The following is an 18,086-nucleotide window of genomic DNA, read 5'->3' on the forward strand; positions in this document are numbered from 1 at the left end:
AAAGATTGCGTGGAAAGTTTAAAACATTGCATGGAAAGTTCAGAAGATTGTGTGGAAAGTTCAAAACATTAGGTGGAAAGTTTAAAACATTGGGACCAAAGTTGCGAACTTACGTCATATAGTAAACGACTGCTACAACCACGTTAGCGACTACTGCAATGATCTATGAAACTCTTACGCACAACTTTTTAAGAGACGAGACTTTTTTGCAATATGTCTCCGCATTTTCTCACACAATCAATAGGTAAATTTAAGTTTAAATAGTTCCCCATGCAAGAAAACCAAAAGAACAAAGTCGGCATTATGCAAAGCAGGCTGCAATGATCAAACTACAGCCTGCTTTGCAATTAATAGTCTTATTGGCGATATTTGTATTGTGTGGTAATTGAATATGTACCAACAACATTGGACAACGGATACGATACTGAGCTCAGAATTCCTTTCACATCAAAGCCATTGGTAAAAGTCATGTAGTCCTTATTGTTCATTTTTATAGATTGTAACACATTTGTTCCTGGATCGACGCCATAAATAGTATTTGTAAAGGTAAACAGTCTTATCCCATAGAACCATAACAGGTCACCGGCCCTTTGTGTCATAAATTTACCAAGATCGTTGAGTTGCCCGCTTCCATATTGATAGGTATATACAGTGGGGGTATTTTTACCGCTTTCCTGGGTTCTTGATATACGATTTCCCGCGGCTCTTGCTGAAAATGTTAACCACTAATTAATTATAATGCAGCCAGCATAAAAATCTCCAATAAAAAAAGGTGCCCATTCGAGCACCTTTAATTTATCTGTAATAAGTTTTATTTTCATTCTGCTTCATATCTAAAATTTATACATTTTTTTTGGAACTATTATACCATCAGATCGACTTCTTATTAAAATCCCGAATGTAGGAAAATTGAATAATCTTCAACACATCCTTTTTCCCATTTTGCCCTTCGCTAAAGAAAATAAAATCGTAGATAGTTGATCGGAAATTCAGCAATCTCATATCGATGGGTAAGATTATTCATATATTCATATTGCAATAAATTAAGTTTGCAAAAGTACGGATCGCTTATCATCTTTAAGAGAGAATACATTACATAGCTGAATTCCTTTACTTATTGGGTTTGCTTTATAAAATACCATACTTTTATAAAACAAAAATGAAATTGTTAAAATGGGTTAGGTCGTAAAATAATAGATGATAAGCGGACTTAAGCAAGGGACAAAGAACAATAAATCGCGACAAGGGCGAACGCACAACAGGCGGTTTGGCAATATGGTGGAACGACGAATAAATGCTCAACTTTTTGTTCGCTATTCGGCTTCAGTTCCAGACGACGAATAACGCCCGAGCTGTAGTTCTTATCATCATCTTTTGTAACTTAATTCATCAACAGTTACGGGCCGACGATTTTCAAATACCACCACATAGCCAAGTCGTGACCGTTACCTGCCATTGTAAATAAATGACGACATACTATGACATAAATTGGTTAACTGAAAGATTTGAAAGTGGTGACACTTTCAAATATATTTTCTTTTGGGGACATACCAATAAGTATAATGAAGAAGTTGGAAAGTTTTGTTTTAGTCAATGGTTTGAAAGTCCATTTACGGTTGACAACATTGTATATAAAACGGCTGAACATTGGATGATGGCTCACAAAGCACTATTATTCGGGGATAAAAATATTTTTGACAAAATCATTAGTTGTGACAAACCAGGAGAAGCAAAAGAACTTGGGCGACAAGTTTTGGGTTATGACGACCTGACTTGGAACGAAAAGAAATTTGAAATTGTAAAACTTGGCAACATTCACAAATTCAACCAATATCCTGAATTTTCAGATTATCTTTTGAAGACAGAGAACAGAATATTAGTTGAAGCAAGCCCAGTTGACACTATTTGGGGAATTGGATTATCACAAGACAGTAAAGACATAGATAATATTTATGCTTGGCGTGGACAAAACTTACTTGGTTTTGCTTTAATGGAAACAAGAGACTTTTTAAAAGAGTTTGGCCATTTCAAACCACTTGACAACTCAATTCAACCACCTTGGTCTAAATTTCCAAATGTTGACAGCAGCGATATGTTTTGGAGAATGGGAAAAGGCGAAGATTATTTGATAGAATTTAGCAAGTATTATCAAAACCTAACAGACAGAGAAAAAACGATTTATAAATTAATAAATCCACAGCCGTATGAATGGACAGATTTTTACGACTGAAACAAAAAACAACGACACCGATCAATCGCCGATCAACGACATGATCGAATCAGTAAAGCGTTTAGGAAGGAAAGAAAATTCATAATAATTCCAACTTCTCGCTTTTCAAAGCGGCTCTTCCGGAAAAGAAAGAAACGTAGGCTAAAATAATCAATCTTACCAGCAAATCAATTTTATAACTACTGCTGAAAATGTTAACCACTAATTAATGATAATGCAGCCAGCATGAAAATCTCAATAAAAAGGGTGCCCATTCGAGCACCGTTAATTTATCTGTAATCAGTTCTTACTTTTTAACAAGTCGCGCACGATCAAGCATTTTCCCTGCCTCTTCCATCTTTTTGGGAAATAGAATTTTCCCTTTAATTTGCGAAGCAACATATCAATGAGCCGCGATTCCAGGCACATGCTTTGAGTGCGTTAAAGTACCTTCTTATTCGTTTTCTCTATCTGTAGCTTTTGATTACTGGCCGCATCCGATGACTGCAATTGCTGTTGCCTTTCCTTTTCTCTATACCAGATTACGAGCGCTGCGCCTGCTATCACAAGATTTTTAATTATATACTGGCCCGTTAGTGATAAACCATAGGGAATGTGCTGAAAGGTGTCGCCGGGAAAAAGAAAAAGTGGCGCAAAAGTACAGGTTATATGCACGAACAATAATACAAGCATTGGCTTTACCCATTTTCCAAGCATTAGTGCCAGACCAACAACAGTTTCCCACGCCGCCAGTAACCTGATCTCTATGACCTCATTAAAGATCCCGAATGTAAGTTTGGTAATCGTCTTAATAGCCAGGTCTTCTGCGGGGCTGTACCCGTGGAAGAATTTGAGCATGCCAAACCAAAAATAAATGATACCAATACTAATTCTCAATAACGATAAACTGCGGGAAGATTGTGCGATAGTCCTGGTTTTCATACTATATTTTAAACTGAATAAAAGCTGGGACCCGGCATAAATAAGTAATTATGCCGTACATAAAAGTTCAAAAGAAACTGAGCGGTGATTAAGAAAAGCTTGCAGGCTATAGATTTCTGCAAAATACATTTATTTTGACAAAATAAATGGAAAAGATAAAAAAGACTTCCAACCTTTTTTTTCATATACCAGCTTCGTGATTGGAAATATATACCTGTTCGCCATTGGAGCGGCGGTAAATAATTGCAGGCATGGTTCCATGCCAGGAAGAAAAACCTCCATTAACGCCAAACCAGGCTGCAATGATAAAACTACAGCCTGGTTTGCATTTAATAGTCTTATGGCCGGTATTTGTATTGTGTGGTAATAGAATAGGGTCCAGCAGCAACGGTCAGCGGATACGATACTGAACTCAGGTTTCCGTTCACATCAAAGCCATTGGTATAAGTCACATAGTCCTTATTGTTCATTTTTATGGATTGTATCACATTTGTTCCTGGATCGACTCCATGGTTATTATTTGTACGGCTTAAATCTGTTCGGAATCCTTTTTATGGATATCATAATATTTACAAATTTGACGAGCTTCTAGTTCTTTTATATTTTCATTATAATCAAATGAAAAAGTAACACCTCCAACGGTATCGATAAAATGATGGTCGCAGTCTGAAAGTCCAATAAAGGTGCCTGCTGCTGTTTCGATATTATTTAAGGGCTTTGACACTACATATCTTTTATATACAATGCTTTTAGCATTCAATTTTTCTTCCACGAGAGATATTTGTCTATTCTTATAAATCCAGGGCATCCTCACTCCTTTAAAGTCCTTTTTAGGAAATGAAATATCTGGCCTGTAACTTATTCCATTAAACTTCTCATCAATTATATGGAACTCGATAAATCCAACTTTAATTATGCCATAAATCAATCCATTATTTTCAATTTCCTTCACATACCAATGGTCGTGGCCAAATATACACAATAATGTTTCCAGTGAAGTCCCTGGTAAAAGTCCTTCTATATATCCGTTTCTTAAAAAATGATCGAAGTCCTTATCTGATATCATATTTGCTCAATAACTGTAAAATTTTCTATTTGCATAAAATCCCTAATGCAATCATTCATCATCTTTGCAGAAATTTATGGCCCACCTTGCGAGAAATGCGGAAAACCATACCGGACTTCTAAAGCCAGTTTTTGTGCTGGATGTGGGAATAAACGAAATTTGCAAAACGTATGTTAGGCGCCCAAAAACGGAAGCCCCGTAGAAAAGCTCAATTCATTACCCGCAACTTTCTCCAGTTCTTCTTTTAATTCCTGTGATACAAAAATATATCGGTCATATCCCCACACTTTATAGCCATGTTTATTTTCAATATTTATGGTTTGGGGAGATGTCAAATTTAGAAATGTAAGTTCAATATAATCTTCAACCACTGTATTAAACTGGTAGTCGTGTATCTTAATTGGCCGGGTATTTATCTGGTCAAAGGCCAGCAGGAAGATGTCTTCATATTTCCTGTTGATAAGGGTATAACTGCCGTTATTTAAAATAGGACTGTATTTGCCATCCTGTATTACCCTGAAAGCATCCTTTTCAGTACGCCATAGTAACAGCTTAGTATATTCATTGTTATCTACATTCCAAATATGCATACAATTATTCTTGATATTTTACAGATAAATTTAGTTTATGAAGCTAATCTCTTAACTGTCTAATATTATTGCAAACCCCAAATTTTATTGTGGTGGCCCTGCCTGAATGATAAAATCGTCCCCGAACTTGATGCAACCCATTAGTTGAGTTATTGCATCATCTAAATTTGATTGATTACACCAATACTGGTTTATTTCTCCGTACTTGTTATACCTTGAAATGTTAAAGCCTTCTTCAATATCATTATACCAGATAACCCGGTATCCACAAATAGCCACTACCCAAAAGCCACCGCCTTCTTTGCCATATTGCTTTTCTTGCCATTTCTCAGGTATTATTTTTATTGAGCTTCCAAAAGCCGGCTTGTTCACCAATAATTCGATTTTCGGTCTCAATAATTAAATCATACAGTTTGTCAAAAGGAATAGGTGTCCACATTGTTTTTTTCATTGTATCGTAATACTGTCACCGATAGATGCATTTTCAAATATAATGTAAGTGGTAGTAGGTTTGAATATTTAGTAGAAATTTTGAATCCCTGCAAATCCCGTAATAGCCAGGAGTAAATTCCTGATGGGAAAGAGATTTTCCCCCTCACTCATTCTCCTTCCCCCTACCAGTAAGCTCTTGCAGCTCTTCAATCTTTTTGGAAGCCTCAGCCTTCGTCATGTTTTCATCAATCTGCACTTTGGCCTCATCAGCCAGCGTATGCAGGTAAGAACGTTGGGCTTCTGTCATTGGTTCATTGCCGGTTGTCCATTTGTCAGGGTCCTTAATGGCATTTCCTTTATTAGTGTTGTCATCATTCCGCATATACTAATATTTTTAGTATAAATACTATAATTATTGTGCCAACCAGCACCATGACGCCCCTGCCTGGCACAGTGTCAAAATTTCACCTGCTTTGAATTGGTATTTATGTTGTTTACTAAAAATATAAACCAAAAATGAACCTGCGCCATGCAAACCAAATTTTATATTAATTGCCATATTAAAACCCCGGCCGGACCAGAAACCTATGGGCGCTTTGAAATAGGTAACGACCGCCACGCAGCCGCACAGCTCTTCGCAAAACTCAAAGGCGATAAAGAAGTGAACGAACAAAATATACTGTGCATTGAACTTATGGAAACGGTAAATGAACTTCCCTTCAATATCAATATCCTGAGCTGTACACTCGACCAACTAACGGAAAATTGCCGCATTATTACCAAAGAAGTTTTTACCCAATACAATCTTGGTAAACTATTGTAACCCGCCTGCCTTCACCTTTAAAGGCCGGGAACTGCCGTTAGTTTTGACAGCTGTCAAAATTTCAAAGCGCAACGAACCAATTGCTGAAATTTTTGCATAAAAAATGACAAAATTTTAGGGCGACAGCCCCCTGGCACACAACTTGAAAAATGGGTTTTATAAAAATTGTCTTCCTGTTTATGCTTTTGTTTATTGATCATTCAAAAACATATTGTATGGTTAACAATTTTAACAATCCACTCAGCCCGCTTCGCAAAAGCCTGATGGCTAAGCCTCCTCCCCCGGTGCTTAAGAAATTCGCAGCCCATGCAGGGAAGCATATTTTGTATAATAGCTTATAAAAGGAGGTAAAGTATGCGTTATCCTATTAGTAAGTTGTACCATCACGTGTGGACGCCAATAAAAAATTACACCAAAAACCTGATACGCTTTATCAGTAAAAACGATGAAGACGATCATCACTTTAATAACCCCTTTGTTATTTATTAAAGGGGGGATGGTGAATATTTTTTTGATTAGAATTATTTTCAACTCGTTATAAAAAGGAGGATGTATGTCAAACATTTTGAAAAGAGAAAACAGCCGTCAACCGGCCAATTTTGGAAGTGTAGTTGATCAGATCTTCCAGAACAATTTATCCCGTTTTTTCGATGATTCTTTTTGGGGGTTCAATGCCGGTGATATGAACCAGGCCAAAGTGCCGGTAAACCTGCGCGAAACAGCATCGGCCTTTGAAATGGAACTGGTAGCCCCCGGTTTACAAAAAGAAGATTTTCAGTTGAATATTTCCAACGACATGCTTACCGTTTCTTTTGAAGAAAAAAATGAGAACCGGGAAGCAAATAAAGAAGAAGGATGGGTACGCCGGGAATACCGGAAACGTTCATTCAGCCGCAGCTTCCATTTGAATGATGCCATTGATACAAACGGGATCAGTGCGCATTATGAAAATGGCATCTTATACGTGCTGCTTCCTAAAAATGAAAAAACAAAACAGATCTCCAAAACCATTAAGGTTGAGTAATTACAGTTATTCAGTAATAAAAAGGTCTCCCGGTGATGTGGAGACCTTTTTATTTATCAAACCTTCCGGTTTACCTTGCAATTAATAGGCTTATGGCCGGTATTTGTATTGTGTGGTAATAGAATATGAGCCGCCAACAACATTGGTCAACGGATGCGATACTGTGCTCAGGTTTCCGTTCACATCAAAACCATTGGTATACGACAAATAAACTGTATTGTTTCTTTTTACAGTCTGCAACACATTTCCTCCCGCATTCTGGCCAATTTCGGCGTAGGTCAGGAAAAACAGGTTTTTCCTGTAGAACCAAAACAGGTCCCCCGACAATTGCTTTATAAATTTACCATAATCGTTGAGCTGCTCGCTTTGATATTGATAAGTATATACATCGGGGGTATATTTACCGTATTGATAAGTTTCTGTGATCAGGTTCCCGGCTGCATCGTACTCCAATTTATTAACGGAGCTATCAGTTCTATAAGCACTTATTATGGGAAAACTTTTAATATAAACAACTTTATTATTCACCAACGCCTGCTGGTAATAGTCCTGGCCATCTTCATAGTATGACGTATGTTTATGCGCCGAATCCAGGAAAGTAATAAAGGTGGTATCGCCCCGTTTGTCATAAGTAACTGTGCCTTCACTACTGGCCATTACACCATTCTTGTATTGTGACAACACTTTGGTCACCTGTCCATTGGCATTGCGCACAAATTCCATGCGGCTGATGTAAAGATCGGTATAGGCATCTATATGTTCATACAAAACGAGCTGGTTATTGCTATTATAGGTAAAGGTTTGTATAGAAGTATCATTGCTTCGCTTTGCAAGTCCATATTGCTTTAAGATAATTTTATTATTGACAGAGTCAATCTGCACATCGGTACTATCTCCTGAGTAGAAAGCTGTCTTATTAAATGTGGTTTTCAATATAGTTTTCAACTTAAACCAGTCGCGGGTAACCGCCGGCGGATTATTAGTGTCGTTACTGCTATCACTCTTGTTACAGGCAATCAAAAAAATACAGACCAGGCCGGCCAAATACAATAATTTGCTTTTCATGTTTTGAAGGGTTAATTAGTTAACAGGTTTGGCTATCCGGGAAAATTGGCGGTTGGCGATTACAGGGATGGACTTTACGTATTGGGGCCGCAAGATAATACATGTATTATTATAAATAACATTATTATACCATGAATTTTCTAACGTCAACTGCCAGCCATGCGCGTAAACCGGCTTACCCCAATAAAAAAGCCAGGGGAACGCAATCGTTTGCGTGAACCAGGCCCGGTTAGGCTATGGGCTTATGCGGGCGAACCCGTTTAACCATATTTTATGTAATTATATTGTGCACAATTTAATTTTGCCATACCTTTGTGTACAAATAGCGGATCATGGAAGATAAATTATTGTTATCGAGCCAGGTATGTTTTCCCATCTATACGCTGGCCAAAGAAATTGTAAACCAGTACCGGCCCCTGTTAAATGACCTGGACCTTACTTATCCGCAATACCTGGTTATGCTGGTGCTGTGGGAACAGCAGGAGCAAACGGTAAACCAGTTAGGCGAAAAACTAAAACTCGATAGCGGCACACTTACCCCCCTGTTGAAACGGCTGGCCCAAAAAGGGCTGGTAGCCCGGAACAGGGATGAAGCGGATGAACGCGTGGTAAACATTACCCTTACAAAAGAGGGGAAAAAATTAAAAGCCAAAGCGCAGTGTATTCCACAACAGCTGGCAGCGTCGATGAAAGTGTCGGTAAAAGACCTGCAGCTGCTGAAGAATTTGATCGAAAAAATATTAAGCAATTATAATTAAACGGAAATTATGAAAATCATGTATAGCACCGGCGCAACGGCCCGGGGCGGAAGAAATGGCCGTGTAAAAAGTGAGAACGGGATCCTGGACCTACAGGTAAGAATGCCCAAAGCCCTGGGCGGCGCCAATGATGAATACGCCAATCCTGAAATGCTTTTTGCCGCCGGTTATGCAGCCTGTTTCGACAGCGCTTTAAACCGCGTTATTAAGTTATCGAAAATAGCAACCGGTGAAACTTCGGTAACTGCCAGCGTAAGTTTAGGTCAAATTGAAAATGGCGCCTTTGGATTAGCCGTAGCATTACATGCCAACATTCCACAGGTTTCAATAGAAGAAGCGCAACAACTCATTGAAAAAGCGCACCAGGTTTGTCCTTATTCAAACGCTACCCGCGGAAACATCGCCATTACCTTAACCGTTTCGAATAATGAGGCAGTAATGCAGGCATAAAGCCCTATTCATCTATTTATTACAACCATAAAATCTGAATGCTCGCATGTAATTGTTTTTGCAGCCTGGGACAGGGTATACGGAAGAGCGGATAGACCAGGAAATGCCAGGCCGGTTCATCGTATTTTAACTATAGCGATCGAACTTACATTGCCGTACTGACTGCAACAAAGTGGCGTTTCAACTCCATTTTTCCAGTATACAGTTGCACCACCATCACCCCCGCCTACATAAATATCAGATTTATAAAATGCAATAGCCGAAGCGGCAGCGGAATAGCTCCGCCTGGCGAGGGTAATTCTTGCTCCATCTTTCCAGTAAACAGCATCTCCGCGATAACTGCCCGTAACATAAACGCTGTTGTTTACTACGGCAATTGAAGTGGCAGTAACCGGAGCATCACCCGGAAATTTCTCCAACACAACCCGCACGCCATTTTTCCAGTAAACGGCACTTCCCGAGTCGGTTGCACAAACATATACATCGTTACCGTTCGTTGCTATGGAGGTAGCTCCTATATCAATTAACCCCTGTGTGCCCAACAAGGTTTCAACGCCGTTCTTCCAATAAACCGAACGCTCTTCATTATTTGGTCCGGCTTCATACCCGGCTGCATATACATCATTGCCATTGATGGCCAGCGCATTTACCCGCGCATATCCGCCACCGAACATGGGCAAACTGTTCTTTACACCGTTTTTCCAATAAACAGGCCTGTAATTTTCGCTGCCACCTATATAGAGATCGTTGCCAGATAACACAAGGGCTTTTACATCTCCTGCAGAATCGGGCGACGAAATCGTCGTTTTTTTCCCGTTCTTCCAATAGGCCGCCTCGAAACCCGGGTAGGTACTGAAATGTGTATAGCCCCCAACGTACACGTTGGTGTCTGATACCGCAATGCCGTAAGCCCCGCCGATATTATTTTGTGTAGAGGCAAGAAACACTTCCTGCCCGTTCTTCCAGTATACAACTCCCATAGCCGGTGCAGATAAATACACGTCTACAGAGTCAGTAGTATAGGTGAAAACGGGGCCGGTTGCCGTACTTCCGGCTACCGCAACTGTAACGGGGCCCGACGTGCCGTTTGCGGGTGCAATTACAATCAAAGAGTCAACAGCAGATGCAAGCACGGCTGCCGAATCGTTGTTGAACTTAACGATGTTATCTGACGGATCAACCCCAAAATGAGCACCTTTAATGACTACCCTTGTACCTGCCGGGCCGCTGGAAGGAGCAATTGAACTGATCGAAACTTTGTCTGCTTCAGCTGGCCCCGGATCTTTTACACACCCTGAAAAAAAGAGGGCAGGCATTGCCAGTAAACAAACGGAAAGTTTCATGTACTTTTTATTTAGGTCATAAAGTTATTTTAAGGTACCCATAATTGCAATTTTGTAAATAAGTGCGTTGTTTTGGCGTATAACCGTGCACTTTGAGGCAAAATTCGTGCAGGCGTTATCTATAAGGGGCAGGCTATCATATGGGTAAAGGAAAGCGGGCGGATTTTCGGCAGGTAAACCAATATCTTAATTTTTTATCACGCTCAACACCCACAGTACGCGCTCAACCACCCCATTACCTTCCCAAACGCATAACCGCACAGATATCACATTTAAAAATATTCGTGACCGTTTGAACGATTTTTTTTAAATTCATTAAATTTTTATCCTGAAGCACTGTGTTGCCATACTGTTGCTTGCCGTTCACGGGTTTAACCTGGCAGGCTATACGCTGTTGTTCGATTACTTCATACAACAGTCGAATGAACAACTGGTGCAACAGCTCGACAACCACCAATACAACGACAACGAGCTCATTGAAGTGACAATACCCTTACATACGCCCTACCTCACCAGCTGGAGCGATTATGAACGGGTTGATGGGGAAGCGGAAGTAAATGGCTTGTACTATACCTATGTAAAAAGAAAGATCCACAACGATACCCTGTACCTGTTGTGCCTGCCTAATAGAACTAAAACCCAACTAACCGCTGCACGTATTGATTATGCGCACAAAGTGCACGACGTACCCTCCAATGCAGCAGAAACCGGCGCACTCAAAAAAAATCCGGCTGGCAGCGAATACCATCAGCCGGCCGCCCCATTCACCTTCACTGTAATAACCACAGTAACCGGTGAACAGGTTCCCCATGCGCCCACACCGGTTTTGCATGCATATAGTACCGCCCCCTATCATCCGCCCCGGGTATAAGCTCATTTTTACGACCAATGACTGAAACCCGGCCGGGATTAACCTCCCCTGCCCCATTACTAACATGTTGCTTATTATGAACCTCAACCGTTCATAACAGGCTCATAATATATTCTTCCATGACCATTGCCTTTTCCAAAACAAGGCCGGCTATATTCTTATGGCTGGCCATTTCCTGTAACACCCACACTTCGCCCAATAAAGAAATGACCAACCTGCTGTCAACGATAGCAGCCAGTGAAAACAACGTCAAAAACTCGTTTGCCTCCGCCACAAAGCTCCATTTCTTTGATTCGCTGCTACAGGCAGCCACCATTTACCCCGACTCGGCCACCGCCCTGTATGGCAGGGCCAATTGCCTGCTTGAACTGGGACAGGAAGAACAGGCCATCCCCATTTTTGAAGACCTCTTTAAGAACCTGCCGCCGTGGTTGAATGATAACCGCAGAATGATCCTGAAGAACCTGGCCATCTCTTATTTACGGCTGGGTGAAAGAAAGAACTGTATTTACAACCATACCGGCGAATCGTGTATTTACCCCATTGCCAACAAAGGCATACATGTAATTAAACAACCTGCCGAAAAAGCCATTGACCTGTACACCACTTTGTTAAAAGCCGACCCAACTGACCTGGAATCGCGCTGGCTGCTGAATATTGCGTACATGGCTACGGGCGGGTATCCGCAACAGGTTCCACCCGATCTCTTACTGGAACTCACCGGCGCCGATAGCAGCGTTACCGTAAAACCTTTTACCGACCTCGCCGGCCGCCCGGGGCTTAACCTGAAGAACCAGGCCGGTGGCAGCGTGGTGGAAGATTTTAACAATGATGGTTATGTTGATATTATCACCAGCAGCTGGTCGTTGCAGGAAGGCATGCATTACTACATCAATAACGGCAACGGCACCTTTACCGATGCCGCTGCTTCATCGGGCTTACAATCGCTCACCGGCGGCCTGAACCTGCAGCAAACCGATTACAACAACGATGGCTGGAAGGATATTTTTGTACTTCGCGGCGCCTGGCGTGGCCCCTTTGGTAAAGAACCCAATTCGCTGTTGCGGAACAATGGCGATGGCACCTTTACCGATGTTACAAAGGAAGCCGGCCTGCTTTCCTTTTACCCCACCCAAACCGCCACCTGGGCCGATTTTAACAACGATGGCTGGCTCGATGTATTTATCGGTAATGAAACAAGCCCCGGTTCCATGGGCGACTTAAACCCCTGCGAACTGTACATCAATAACCGCAACGGCAGCTTTACCAGCATGGCCGCCAAAGCCGGCTGCGCGGTGATCGGTTTTGTAAAAGGCGTTACTTCGGGCGATTACAACAACGATGGCTGGCCGGATATTTTCATCTCCACCCTCGATGGCAAAAAGGAACTGCTGAAAAATGATGGCGGAACCAATGGCGGCGTTCATTTCACCGATGTATCGCAGGCAGCAGGCATCAGCACCAACAATGCCCGCACGTTCACCACCTGGTTTTGGGATTATGACAACGATGGCTGGCTCGATATACTGGTATGCGGCTATGAATTCAACCGCTCGCTGGCCTGGTATGCTGCCATGGAAGCGTTGCATCAGCCATTGGGCAATTCAGGCAAAATGATCCTGTTCCGCAACAAACACGACGGCACGTTTGAAGACGTATCGGAAAAAATGGGCCTCACCCACATCGCCTTTGCCATGGGCGGTAATTTCGGCGACATCGACAACGATGGCTGGCTCGATTTTTACCTGGGCACCGGCAACCCGCAATACACTTCCCTGGTGCCAAACAAACTGTTTAAAAACGTCGATGGCAAACGCTTTGCCGATGTTACCATTCCGGCACGTGTAGGCAACCTGCAAAAAGGCCATGGCGTTTCATTCGTTGACCTCGACAACGATGGCGACCAGGATATTTATATTGATATGGGCGGCGCTTATGTAGGCGATGCGTATGAAAATGCACTGTATATAAACCCGGGACAGAACAATAACCACCGCGCTTTATTTTCGTTGCAGGGCAACACCTGTAACCGGGCGGCCATTGGGGCCCGGCTGAAAATTTCTTTTACCGATAACGGCCTCAAAAGAGCTGTTTATCGCGACGTAAACTCCGGTGGAAGTTTCGGGAGCAATCCGCTGCTGCAACATATTGGCACCGGCCAGGCCACCCTGCTCGATGAAGTGATGATACAATGGCCCGGCAATAAAACACCACAGGTATTTAAACAGGTGCCTGTTGATGCCATCATCACTATTAAACAGGGTGAAACAACTTACACTACAACAAGATTGAAAAAATTTGATTTTAACCAGGTAACACCGAGTACCATTGAATGTTTCCCCGCTGTAAAAGTGGCAGTTGGCGGGAAGTAGGTTTGAAGTAGGTAAGAGGTAGGAAGTAAGAAGTATGAAGTAAGAAGTATGAAGTAGGAAGAACCCGAAATTCGGGACTCGTAACAATTAGCAAGCGCGAGCTTCAACATTCAGACTCTTCCTACTTCTTACGTCCTACTTCCTACTTCCTATTTCCCTTCCCTTCTTCACTGAAAATCACTTCTTTAAAGGTGCTAAACAGTACCCCAATCGAAATTTGGCCTGTCTCTTGCTATATGTTCGATGTGAAGGGATCGTACATGGAAACATGTATTTCACTAATGATCCTTTTATCTTACAACCAACTCTGATTAGTTCCTAGGAAATTTGCAACCGCTATCCATTTTTGATAGCCATTTTTCCGGTTTTACCCTATCATATTGTACCGGATAACATGGTCCGTAACAAGAAAACCGGCAAACAATTAAACCTGTTTGCTTATCTATTATCCAATTGCAAACTATTTTCAGAGCTATGCGGCGTGAACAAACGACGATATTATATATTGACGACGACCAGGATGATCTGTTGATATTTGAAGAATCGGTAAACGCATTATATCCTGACGTTACGCTGTACAAGGCGCAAAGCAGTGAAGCAGGCATTGATCTGTTGAACCAGCTTGAATTGGAAAGCAAACCTTTCCCCACCCTCATTATGGTAGATATGAATATGCCTAAAATGAATGGCCGGGAAACCCTACAGCATATTCGAAGAAACGAAAAATGGAACGATATCCCGGTGGCCATCTTTACCACTTCGGCCAACCACGAAGACATTGAGTTTTGCAAAAATTATGGTTCGGCCTGTATTACCAAACCCATGAGCTTTACTGATTTCAGCGCTGCTTTACAAAAGTTGTTTAGTCACTGTAATATCATTATCGAAAAGTGATTTCTGAGTGGTTTATTGTTTTGGTTACCGGTTACCTGTTTCCGGTTTCCAGGACCTTACTGTCCAGAATACCCGCCAAAAATCGGACAGTCATTAATTTGAGCCCCGGCAACTGGTAACTGGTAACTGGTAACTGGTAACTGGTAACTGGCATTCACCACTCACTACCCTTAACAACAATCACCGGTCCTAATAACCCCGAAGGCATCAATGGTGCATCTTTTTTGAAGGTGATATTCGTTTTCGTCAATCTTTTCTCCGGTGGCAATGCGGCATCGCCGATGAGGCGGTTTGGCCAGCAATTCACTACCGCAATCTCCAGCACATTATCAGTGGGCTGTAACAAGCCGCTTACTTCCACCCGCCAGGGCGCCGTCCATAAAATGCCCAGCTTTTTTCCATTCAGCGTTAACTCAGCCAGATCTTTTACCACCCCGGTTTCCAGAAAATAACGGGCGCCGGGTTGTATACCGGTCATATTGAACCGCTTTACATAGGTGGCTTTTCCCGAATAATATTTTATGCCTTCTTCGGGCCGTTGCGTCCAGTCTTCGAGCGTGTTGAACTCCACGCTGGCCGGACCGCCCCATTTAGGATCGAAGTGAACCGTCCAGCCGCCGGTGAGTTCCTGCGCCGGGGTAAAGGAAAGAAAATTGGCGGCGCTGCTTTTTGCCGCTACCGTTTTCTGTGGGGCCGCTTTTTTGAAAATAATAAACCACGATTGAAAAGGTGCAAACTGCAGGGGAATGCTGGTATAACCACCCGCCTGGCTAAACTGTTTCACCGGGCTCATTTCACCGGTCACCGCATCCCAGAGCTCCGGCGGGCGGCCCGTAATGCGGAAGCGGCAGCTTCCTTTTTCTTCGCGGTTATTGCGGTTCGTTATAAAATACACCTCGGTATCCCCTACGCTGCGATGAATAAAATCAATAAAGGCATTTTCATTGTCACAAACAAAATCGGGCCCCACGCCTTTTTCTTTCAGCACGGCTTTGAGGGGAACATTCCAGTAGATCTTTCCTTTTCCGTACACCTGTTGTTTAATGGCCTTGCCATCGCATTTTCCCCACACGGCAGCGGCCAGCTGTTTTATTTGCTGATCGCATTGCGGAAAGTCTTTTAACCCGCTGTCGGTTTCGGGTTTTGGTCCTACTACAGTGGCGCCGGCCTGCACCAGCGCTTTTATTTTTTGCAACACCGGCAGCGGCATCACCGTTGTTTCGGGCAGCACCAGCAGGCGGTAGCTCATACCATCGGGCAATACTATTTTGCCGTTTTGCACACTCAGGCGCGTCAGCAGTACTTCTTCATTGCATACATCGTACTCATAGCCTTTGCCTGCTGAGGGGTCAACATGTTTGGGCAGCGCGATGTTCGGCGCTATATCGCCGTTATAATACAGGATATCGGCCACAAACAATCCCTGTTGCAACAGATACTGGCACCGGCTGATATAGTCCAGAAATGGGCCGGACTGGTTCCACCAGGTTACATTGGGGTTGAAGTGCGTGCCGGCGCCATATTCAATACCCGGTTTGCCATCCTGCGGGCGGGTAGCCGTTGAGGTATGAAAAAGAAAGCGGTTTATGCCTTCGCAAAAAGCGCGGTCGGCCGCCTGTTTCATGTTACCGGGATAATCGTACCAGTGCCGGAAAGAAGTGAATGATTCGGCGGACGCCGTTTTCTTCCCGTAAATATGCGCTGCCGAAGCAGTCATTTTAGTCACCTTGTTCTGCCCACCCTCGAGGCGTACCACGCCATAGCCCAGTTTTTCATTGAGCCCTCCTTCTTCATCATGTTTGCCGCCCAACCAGAACTCGCCCTGCGGCATATCGCTGCGGCCCAGGTTTTTCAGGGCATCCATACACATGGTGCCTGAACGGCTGGGGCCCGCTGCTTCATTTTGCACCTTCAACCCATTTTGATGGCAGAGGTCGGCAAAATGTTTATAGTGCTCATCGGCCAGGCAATCGGCTACGGTTTTGCGATAGTCGTTCAGGAAGCGGTCGCACCTATCAACACTTCCGATGATAAAGCCGTTCAATACCGGTAACCAGGGCGTGGGATCGTAACCGCGGTATTTTTTGAATTGGGCAATTATGTTTTCGGTCCAGTTGGGAAAGCCATCTTCAAAACTATCATCACACAAATACATCAACGTTTTACCGGCGAGGTCGCCGGCTTCCTGGATCAGCACCTTTCCTAAATTTTCAAATTGCAGGTCCACACCGGTACGGTTTAACCAATCGACCGAGAGCCCGCTGGCCTCGGGTTGCGCGATCATTACTTTGGAGCCGGTCATGCGGTGGCCGGTACGGATGATGGTCCATTCACCGGCAGGCACTTCCCAGTCGAGTTGCCCATCGGCGCTTACCTTGCCGGTAAGGTCGATCACCTGATCGGGTGCAATGGGTGCATCACCAGGCATGGTTGGCCAGGGGGTTGATACCGGGCCCATTACCTCATTGGCCTTTATAAAATTGCTGGCATCCTTGCGGTTGGTTTTGGCGGGAAACAACGCTTTTCGCGCATCCGTCTTCAGCGGGGTATTACCGGCGCCACCGGGAATGGCCACGATGGCCGTATCGCGGTAATCTATTTGATCGATAGGCAGGTCGAGGTATTCTTTAAAGCCCGGTGCATTCACCAGGTTATCGTAGCCATCGCGATTACCCGGCAGGGGTAGTTTGCCGGAAAAATGTTGCGGGCCGGTTACCGTTAGCGTTGATTGCAGGAACCAGCGGCAGGCATGTTGCGGCGGGATCCAGGGACCGCCCATACACCAGCCGCTACTCATGTTGACGCCCATTTTTATGCCGAGACGGCTGGCTTCTTTCAATGCATGGCGATAGAGGGCGCGCCATTCGGGCGACAGGAATACAGCGCCTTGTGGTACTTTGGCGCCGCCCAGTCCATCGGCTGAATTGATCATCAGCACTTCGCCCATGCCTTTGGCTTTAAATTCCTCCAGGTCGCGCGTAATACCTTCTTTATCTACAAACCCATTGAACCACCACCAGTAACAACCCGGCTGAAAGGGTTGGCCGGGCGCTACAAATTTTTCTTTCAGGGTTGCAAAGGAAGGCGCATCACCAAAATAGGATTCATTTTTCTGTACCCATTGTGCCATTCCACTTTGCATCAATGCCACCTGAAGGCCAGTTAGGGAACTTAATGCTATAAAATTGCGTCTATTGAGATTCATATTTTTAGTAGTTACCAGTTACCGGTTTCCAGTTGCCGGGGA

Annotated in this window: 18 protein-coding genes; 9 read left to right on the forward strand and 9 right to left on the reverse strand. The window is 43.4% G+C overall.

Annotated elements, in window-relative coordinates; genetic code table 11:
• The first annotated feature begins 1,465 nt into the window (after positions 1–1,465).
• Positions 1,466–2,230, forward strand: coding sequence for an NADAR family protein (locus A3860_RS03545; RefSeq protein ID WP_081145178.1), 765 nt, complete (start codon positions 1,466–1,468; stop codon positions 2,228–2,230).
• A 420-nt stretch (positions 2,231–2,650) separates the two neighbouring features.
• On the opposite strand, the gene A3860_RS03550 is transcribed toward A3860_RS03545, so the two are convergent.
• The 6 genes from A3860_RS03550 to A3860_RS03575 form a co-directional block, all read right to left on the reverse strand.
• Positions 2,651–3,151, reverse strand: a complete 501-nt coding sequence (locus A3860_RS03550) for a hypothetical protein (RefSeq protein WP_216823367.1) — start codon at positions 3,149–3,151, stop codon at positions 2,651–2,653.
• Between the two features lie 338 nt (positions 3,152–3,489).
• Positions 3,490–3,621: a hypothetical protein gene (locus A3860_RS42035; RefSeq protein ID WP_262497277.1), complete on the reverse strand. Its 132-nt coding sequence runs from the start codon at positions 3,619–3,621 to the stop codon at positions 3,490–3,492.
• Positions 3,622–3,680: 59 nt separating this feature from the next.
• The gene (locus tag A3860_RS03560; protein WP_081145180.1) at positions 3,681–4,217 is read right to left on the reverse strand and encodes a hypothetical protein; all 537 of its coding nucleotides are present in this window, start codon (positions 4,215–4,217) and stop codon (positions 3,681–3,683) included.
• A 173-nt stretch (positions 4,218–4,390) separates the two neighbouring features.
• The gene (locus A3860_RS03565) at positions 4,391–4,807 is read right to left on the reverse strand and encodes a hypothetical protein (protein WP_081145181.1); all 417 of its coding nucleotides are present in this window, start codon (positions 4,805–4,807) and stop codon (positions 4,391–4,393) included.
• Positions 4,808–4,891: 84 nt separating this feature from the next.
• Positions 4,892–5,179, reverse strand: a complete 288-nt coding sequence (locus A3860_RS03570) for a hypothetical protein (RefSeq protein WP_216823368.1) — start codon at positions 5,177–5,179, stop codon at positions 4,892–4,894.
• Positions 5,180–5,402: 223 nt separating this feature from the next.
• On the reverse strand, positions 5,403–5,621 hold the full coding sequence (locus A3860_RS03575; protein ID WP_081145182.1) for a DUF3072 domain-containing protein: 219 nt from the start codon (positions 5,619–5,621) through the stop codon (positions 5,403–5,405).
• Positions 5,622–5,768: 147 nt separating this feature from the next.
• On the opposite strand from A3860_RS03575, the gene A3860_RS03580 reads away from it, so the two are divergent.
• The 3 genes from A3860_RS03580 to A3860_RS03590 all read left to right on the forward strand — a co-directional run bounded on the left by A3860_RS03580 (position 5,769) and on the right by A3860_RS03590 (position 7,086).
• Complete coding sequence (locus A3860_RS03580; protein WP_081145183.1) at positions 5,769–6,062, forward strand: hypothetical protein; 294 nt, start codon at positions 5,769–5,771, stop codon at positions 6,060–6,062.
• 354 nt (positions 6,063–6,416) lie between these two features.
• Positions 6,417–6,551 carry a hypothetical protein gene (locus A3860_RS42040; protein WP_262497278.1) on the forward strand — a complete coding sequence of 45 codons (135 nt, stop codon included), beginning with the start codon at positions 6,417–6,419 and terminating at the stop codon, positions 6,549–6,551.
• A gap of 64 nt (positions 6,552–6,615) precedes the next feature.
• Positions 6,616–7,086 carry an Hsp20/alpha crystallin family protein gene (locus A3860_RS03590; RefSeq protein WP_081145185.1) on the forward strand — a complete coding sequence of 157 codons (471 nt, stop codon included), beginning with the start codon at positions 6,616–6,618 and terminating at the stop codon, positions 7,084–7,086.
• Positions 7,087–7,176: 90 nt separating this feature from the next.
• Here A3860_RS03590 and A3860_RS03595 read toward each other — a convergent pair whose 3' ends face one another.
• Complete coding sequence (locus A3860_RS03595; RefSeq protein WP_081145186.1) at positions 7,177–8,151, reverse strand: hypothetical protein; 975 nt, start codon at positions 8,149–8,151, stop codon at positions 7,177–7,179.
• 332 nt (positions 8,152–8,483) lie between these two features.
• Here A3860_RS03595 and A3860_RS03600 point away from each other — a divergent pair, with 332 nt between their 5' ends.
• A complete protein-coding gene (locus tag A3860_RS03600) occupies positions 8,484–8,909 on the forward strand; it encodes a MarR family winged helix-turn-helix transcriptional regulator (protein ID WP_081145187.1) in 426 nt (141 codons plus the stop codon).
• 9 nt (positions 8,910–8,918) lie between these two features.
• A complete protein-coding gene (locus A3860_RS03605; protein ID WP_081145188.1) occupies positions 8,919–9,359 on the forward strand; it encodes an organic hydroperoxide resistance protein in 441 nt (146 codons plus the stop codon).
• 116 nt (positions 9,360–9,475) lie between these two features.
• On the opposite strand, the gene A3860_RS03610 is transcribed toward A3860_RS03605, so the two are convergent.
• Positions 9,476–10,702: an IPT/TIG domain-containing protein gene (locus A3860_RS03610; RefSeq protein ID WP_081145189.1), complete on the reverse strand. Its 1,227-nt coding sequence runs from the start codon at positions 10,700–10,702 to the stop codon at positions 9,476–9,478.
• A gap of 352 nt (positions 10,703–11,054) precedes the next feature.
• Here A3860_RS03610 and A3860_RS03615 point away from each other — a divergent pair, with 352 nt between their 5' ends.
• From A3860_RS03615 to A3860_RS03625, 3 genes are all read left to right on the forward strand, one after another.
• Positions 11,055–11,573 carry a hypothetical protein gene (locus A3860_RS03615; protein ID WP_081145190.1) on the forward strand — a complete coding sequence of 173 codons (519 nt, stop codon included), beginning with the start codon at positions 11,055–11,057 and terminating at the stop codon, positions 11,571–11,573.
• A 119-nt stretch (positions 11,574–11,692) separates the two neighbouring features.
• Positions 11,693–13,945, forward strand: coding sequence for an FG-GAP-like repeat-containing protein (locus tag A3860_RS03620; protein WP_081145191.1), 2,253 nt, complete (start codon positions 11,693–11,695; stop codon positions 13,943–13,945).
• Positions 13,946–14,419: 474 nt separating this feature from the next.
• A complete protein-coding gene (locus tag A3860_RS03625) occupies positions 14,420–14,839 on the forward strand; it encodes a response regulator (protein ID WP_081145192.1) in 420 nt (139 codons plus the stop codon).
• A 154-nt stretch (positions 14,840–14,993) separates the two neighbouring features.
• On the opposite strand, the gene A3860_RS03630 is transcribed toward A3860_RS03625, so the two are convergent.
• A complete protein-coding gene (locus A3860_RS03630; RefSeq protein WP_081145193.1) occupies positions 14,994–18,044 on the reverse strand; it encodes a glycosyl hydrolase in 3,051 nt (1,016 codons plus the stop codon).
• Positions 18,045–18,086: the final 42 nt, after the last annotated feature.

It is taken from the genome of Niastella vici, from assembly GCF_002077945.1.
In the GTDB taxonomy this organism is placed as follows: Bacteria; Bacteroidota; Bacteroidia; order Chitinophagales; family Chitinophagaceae; genus Niastella; species Niastella vici.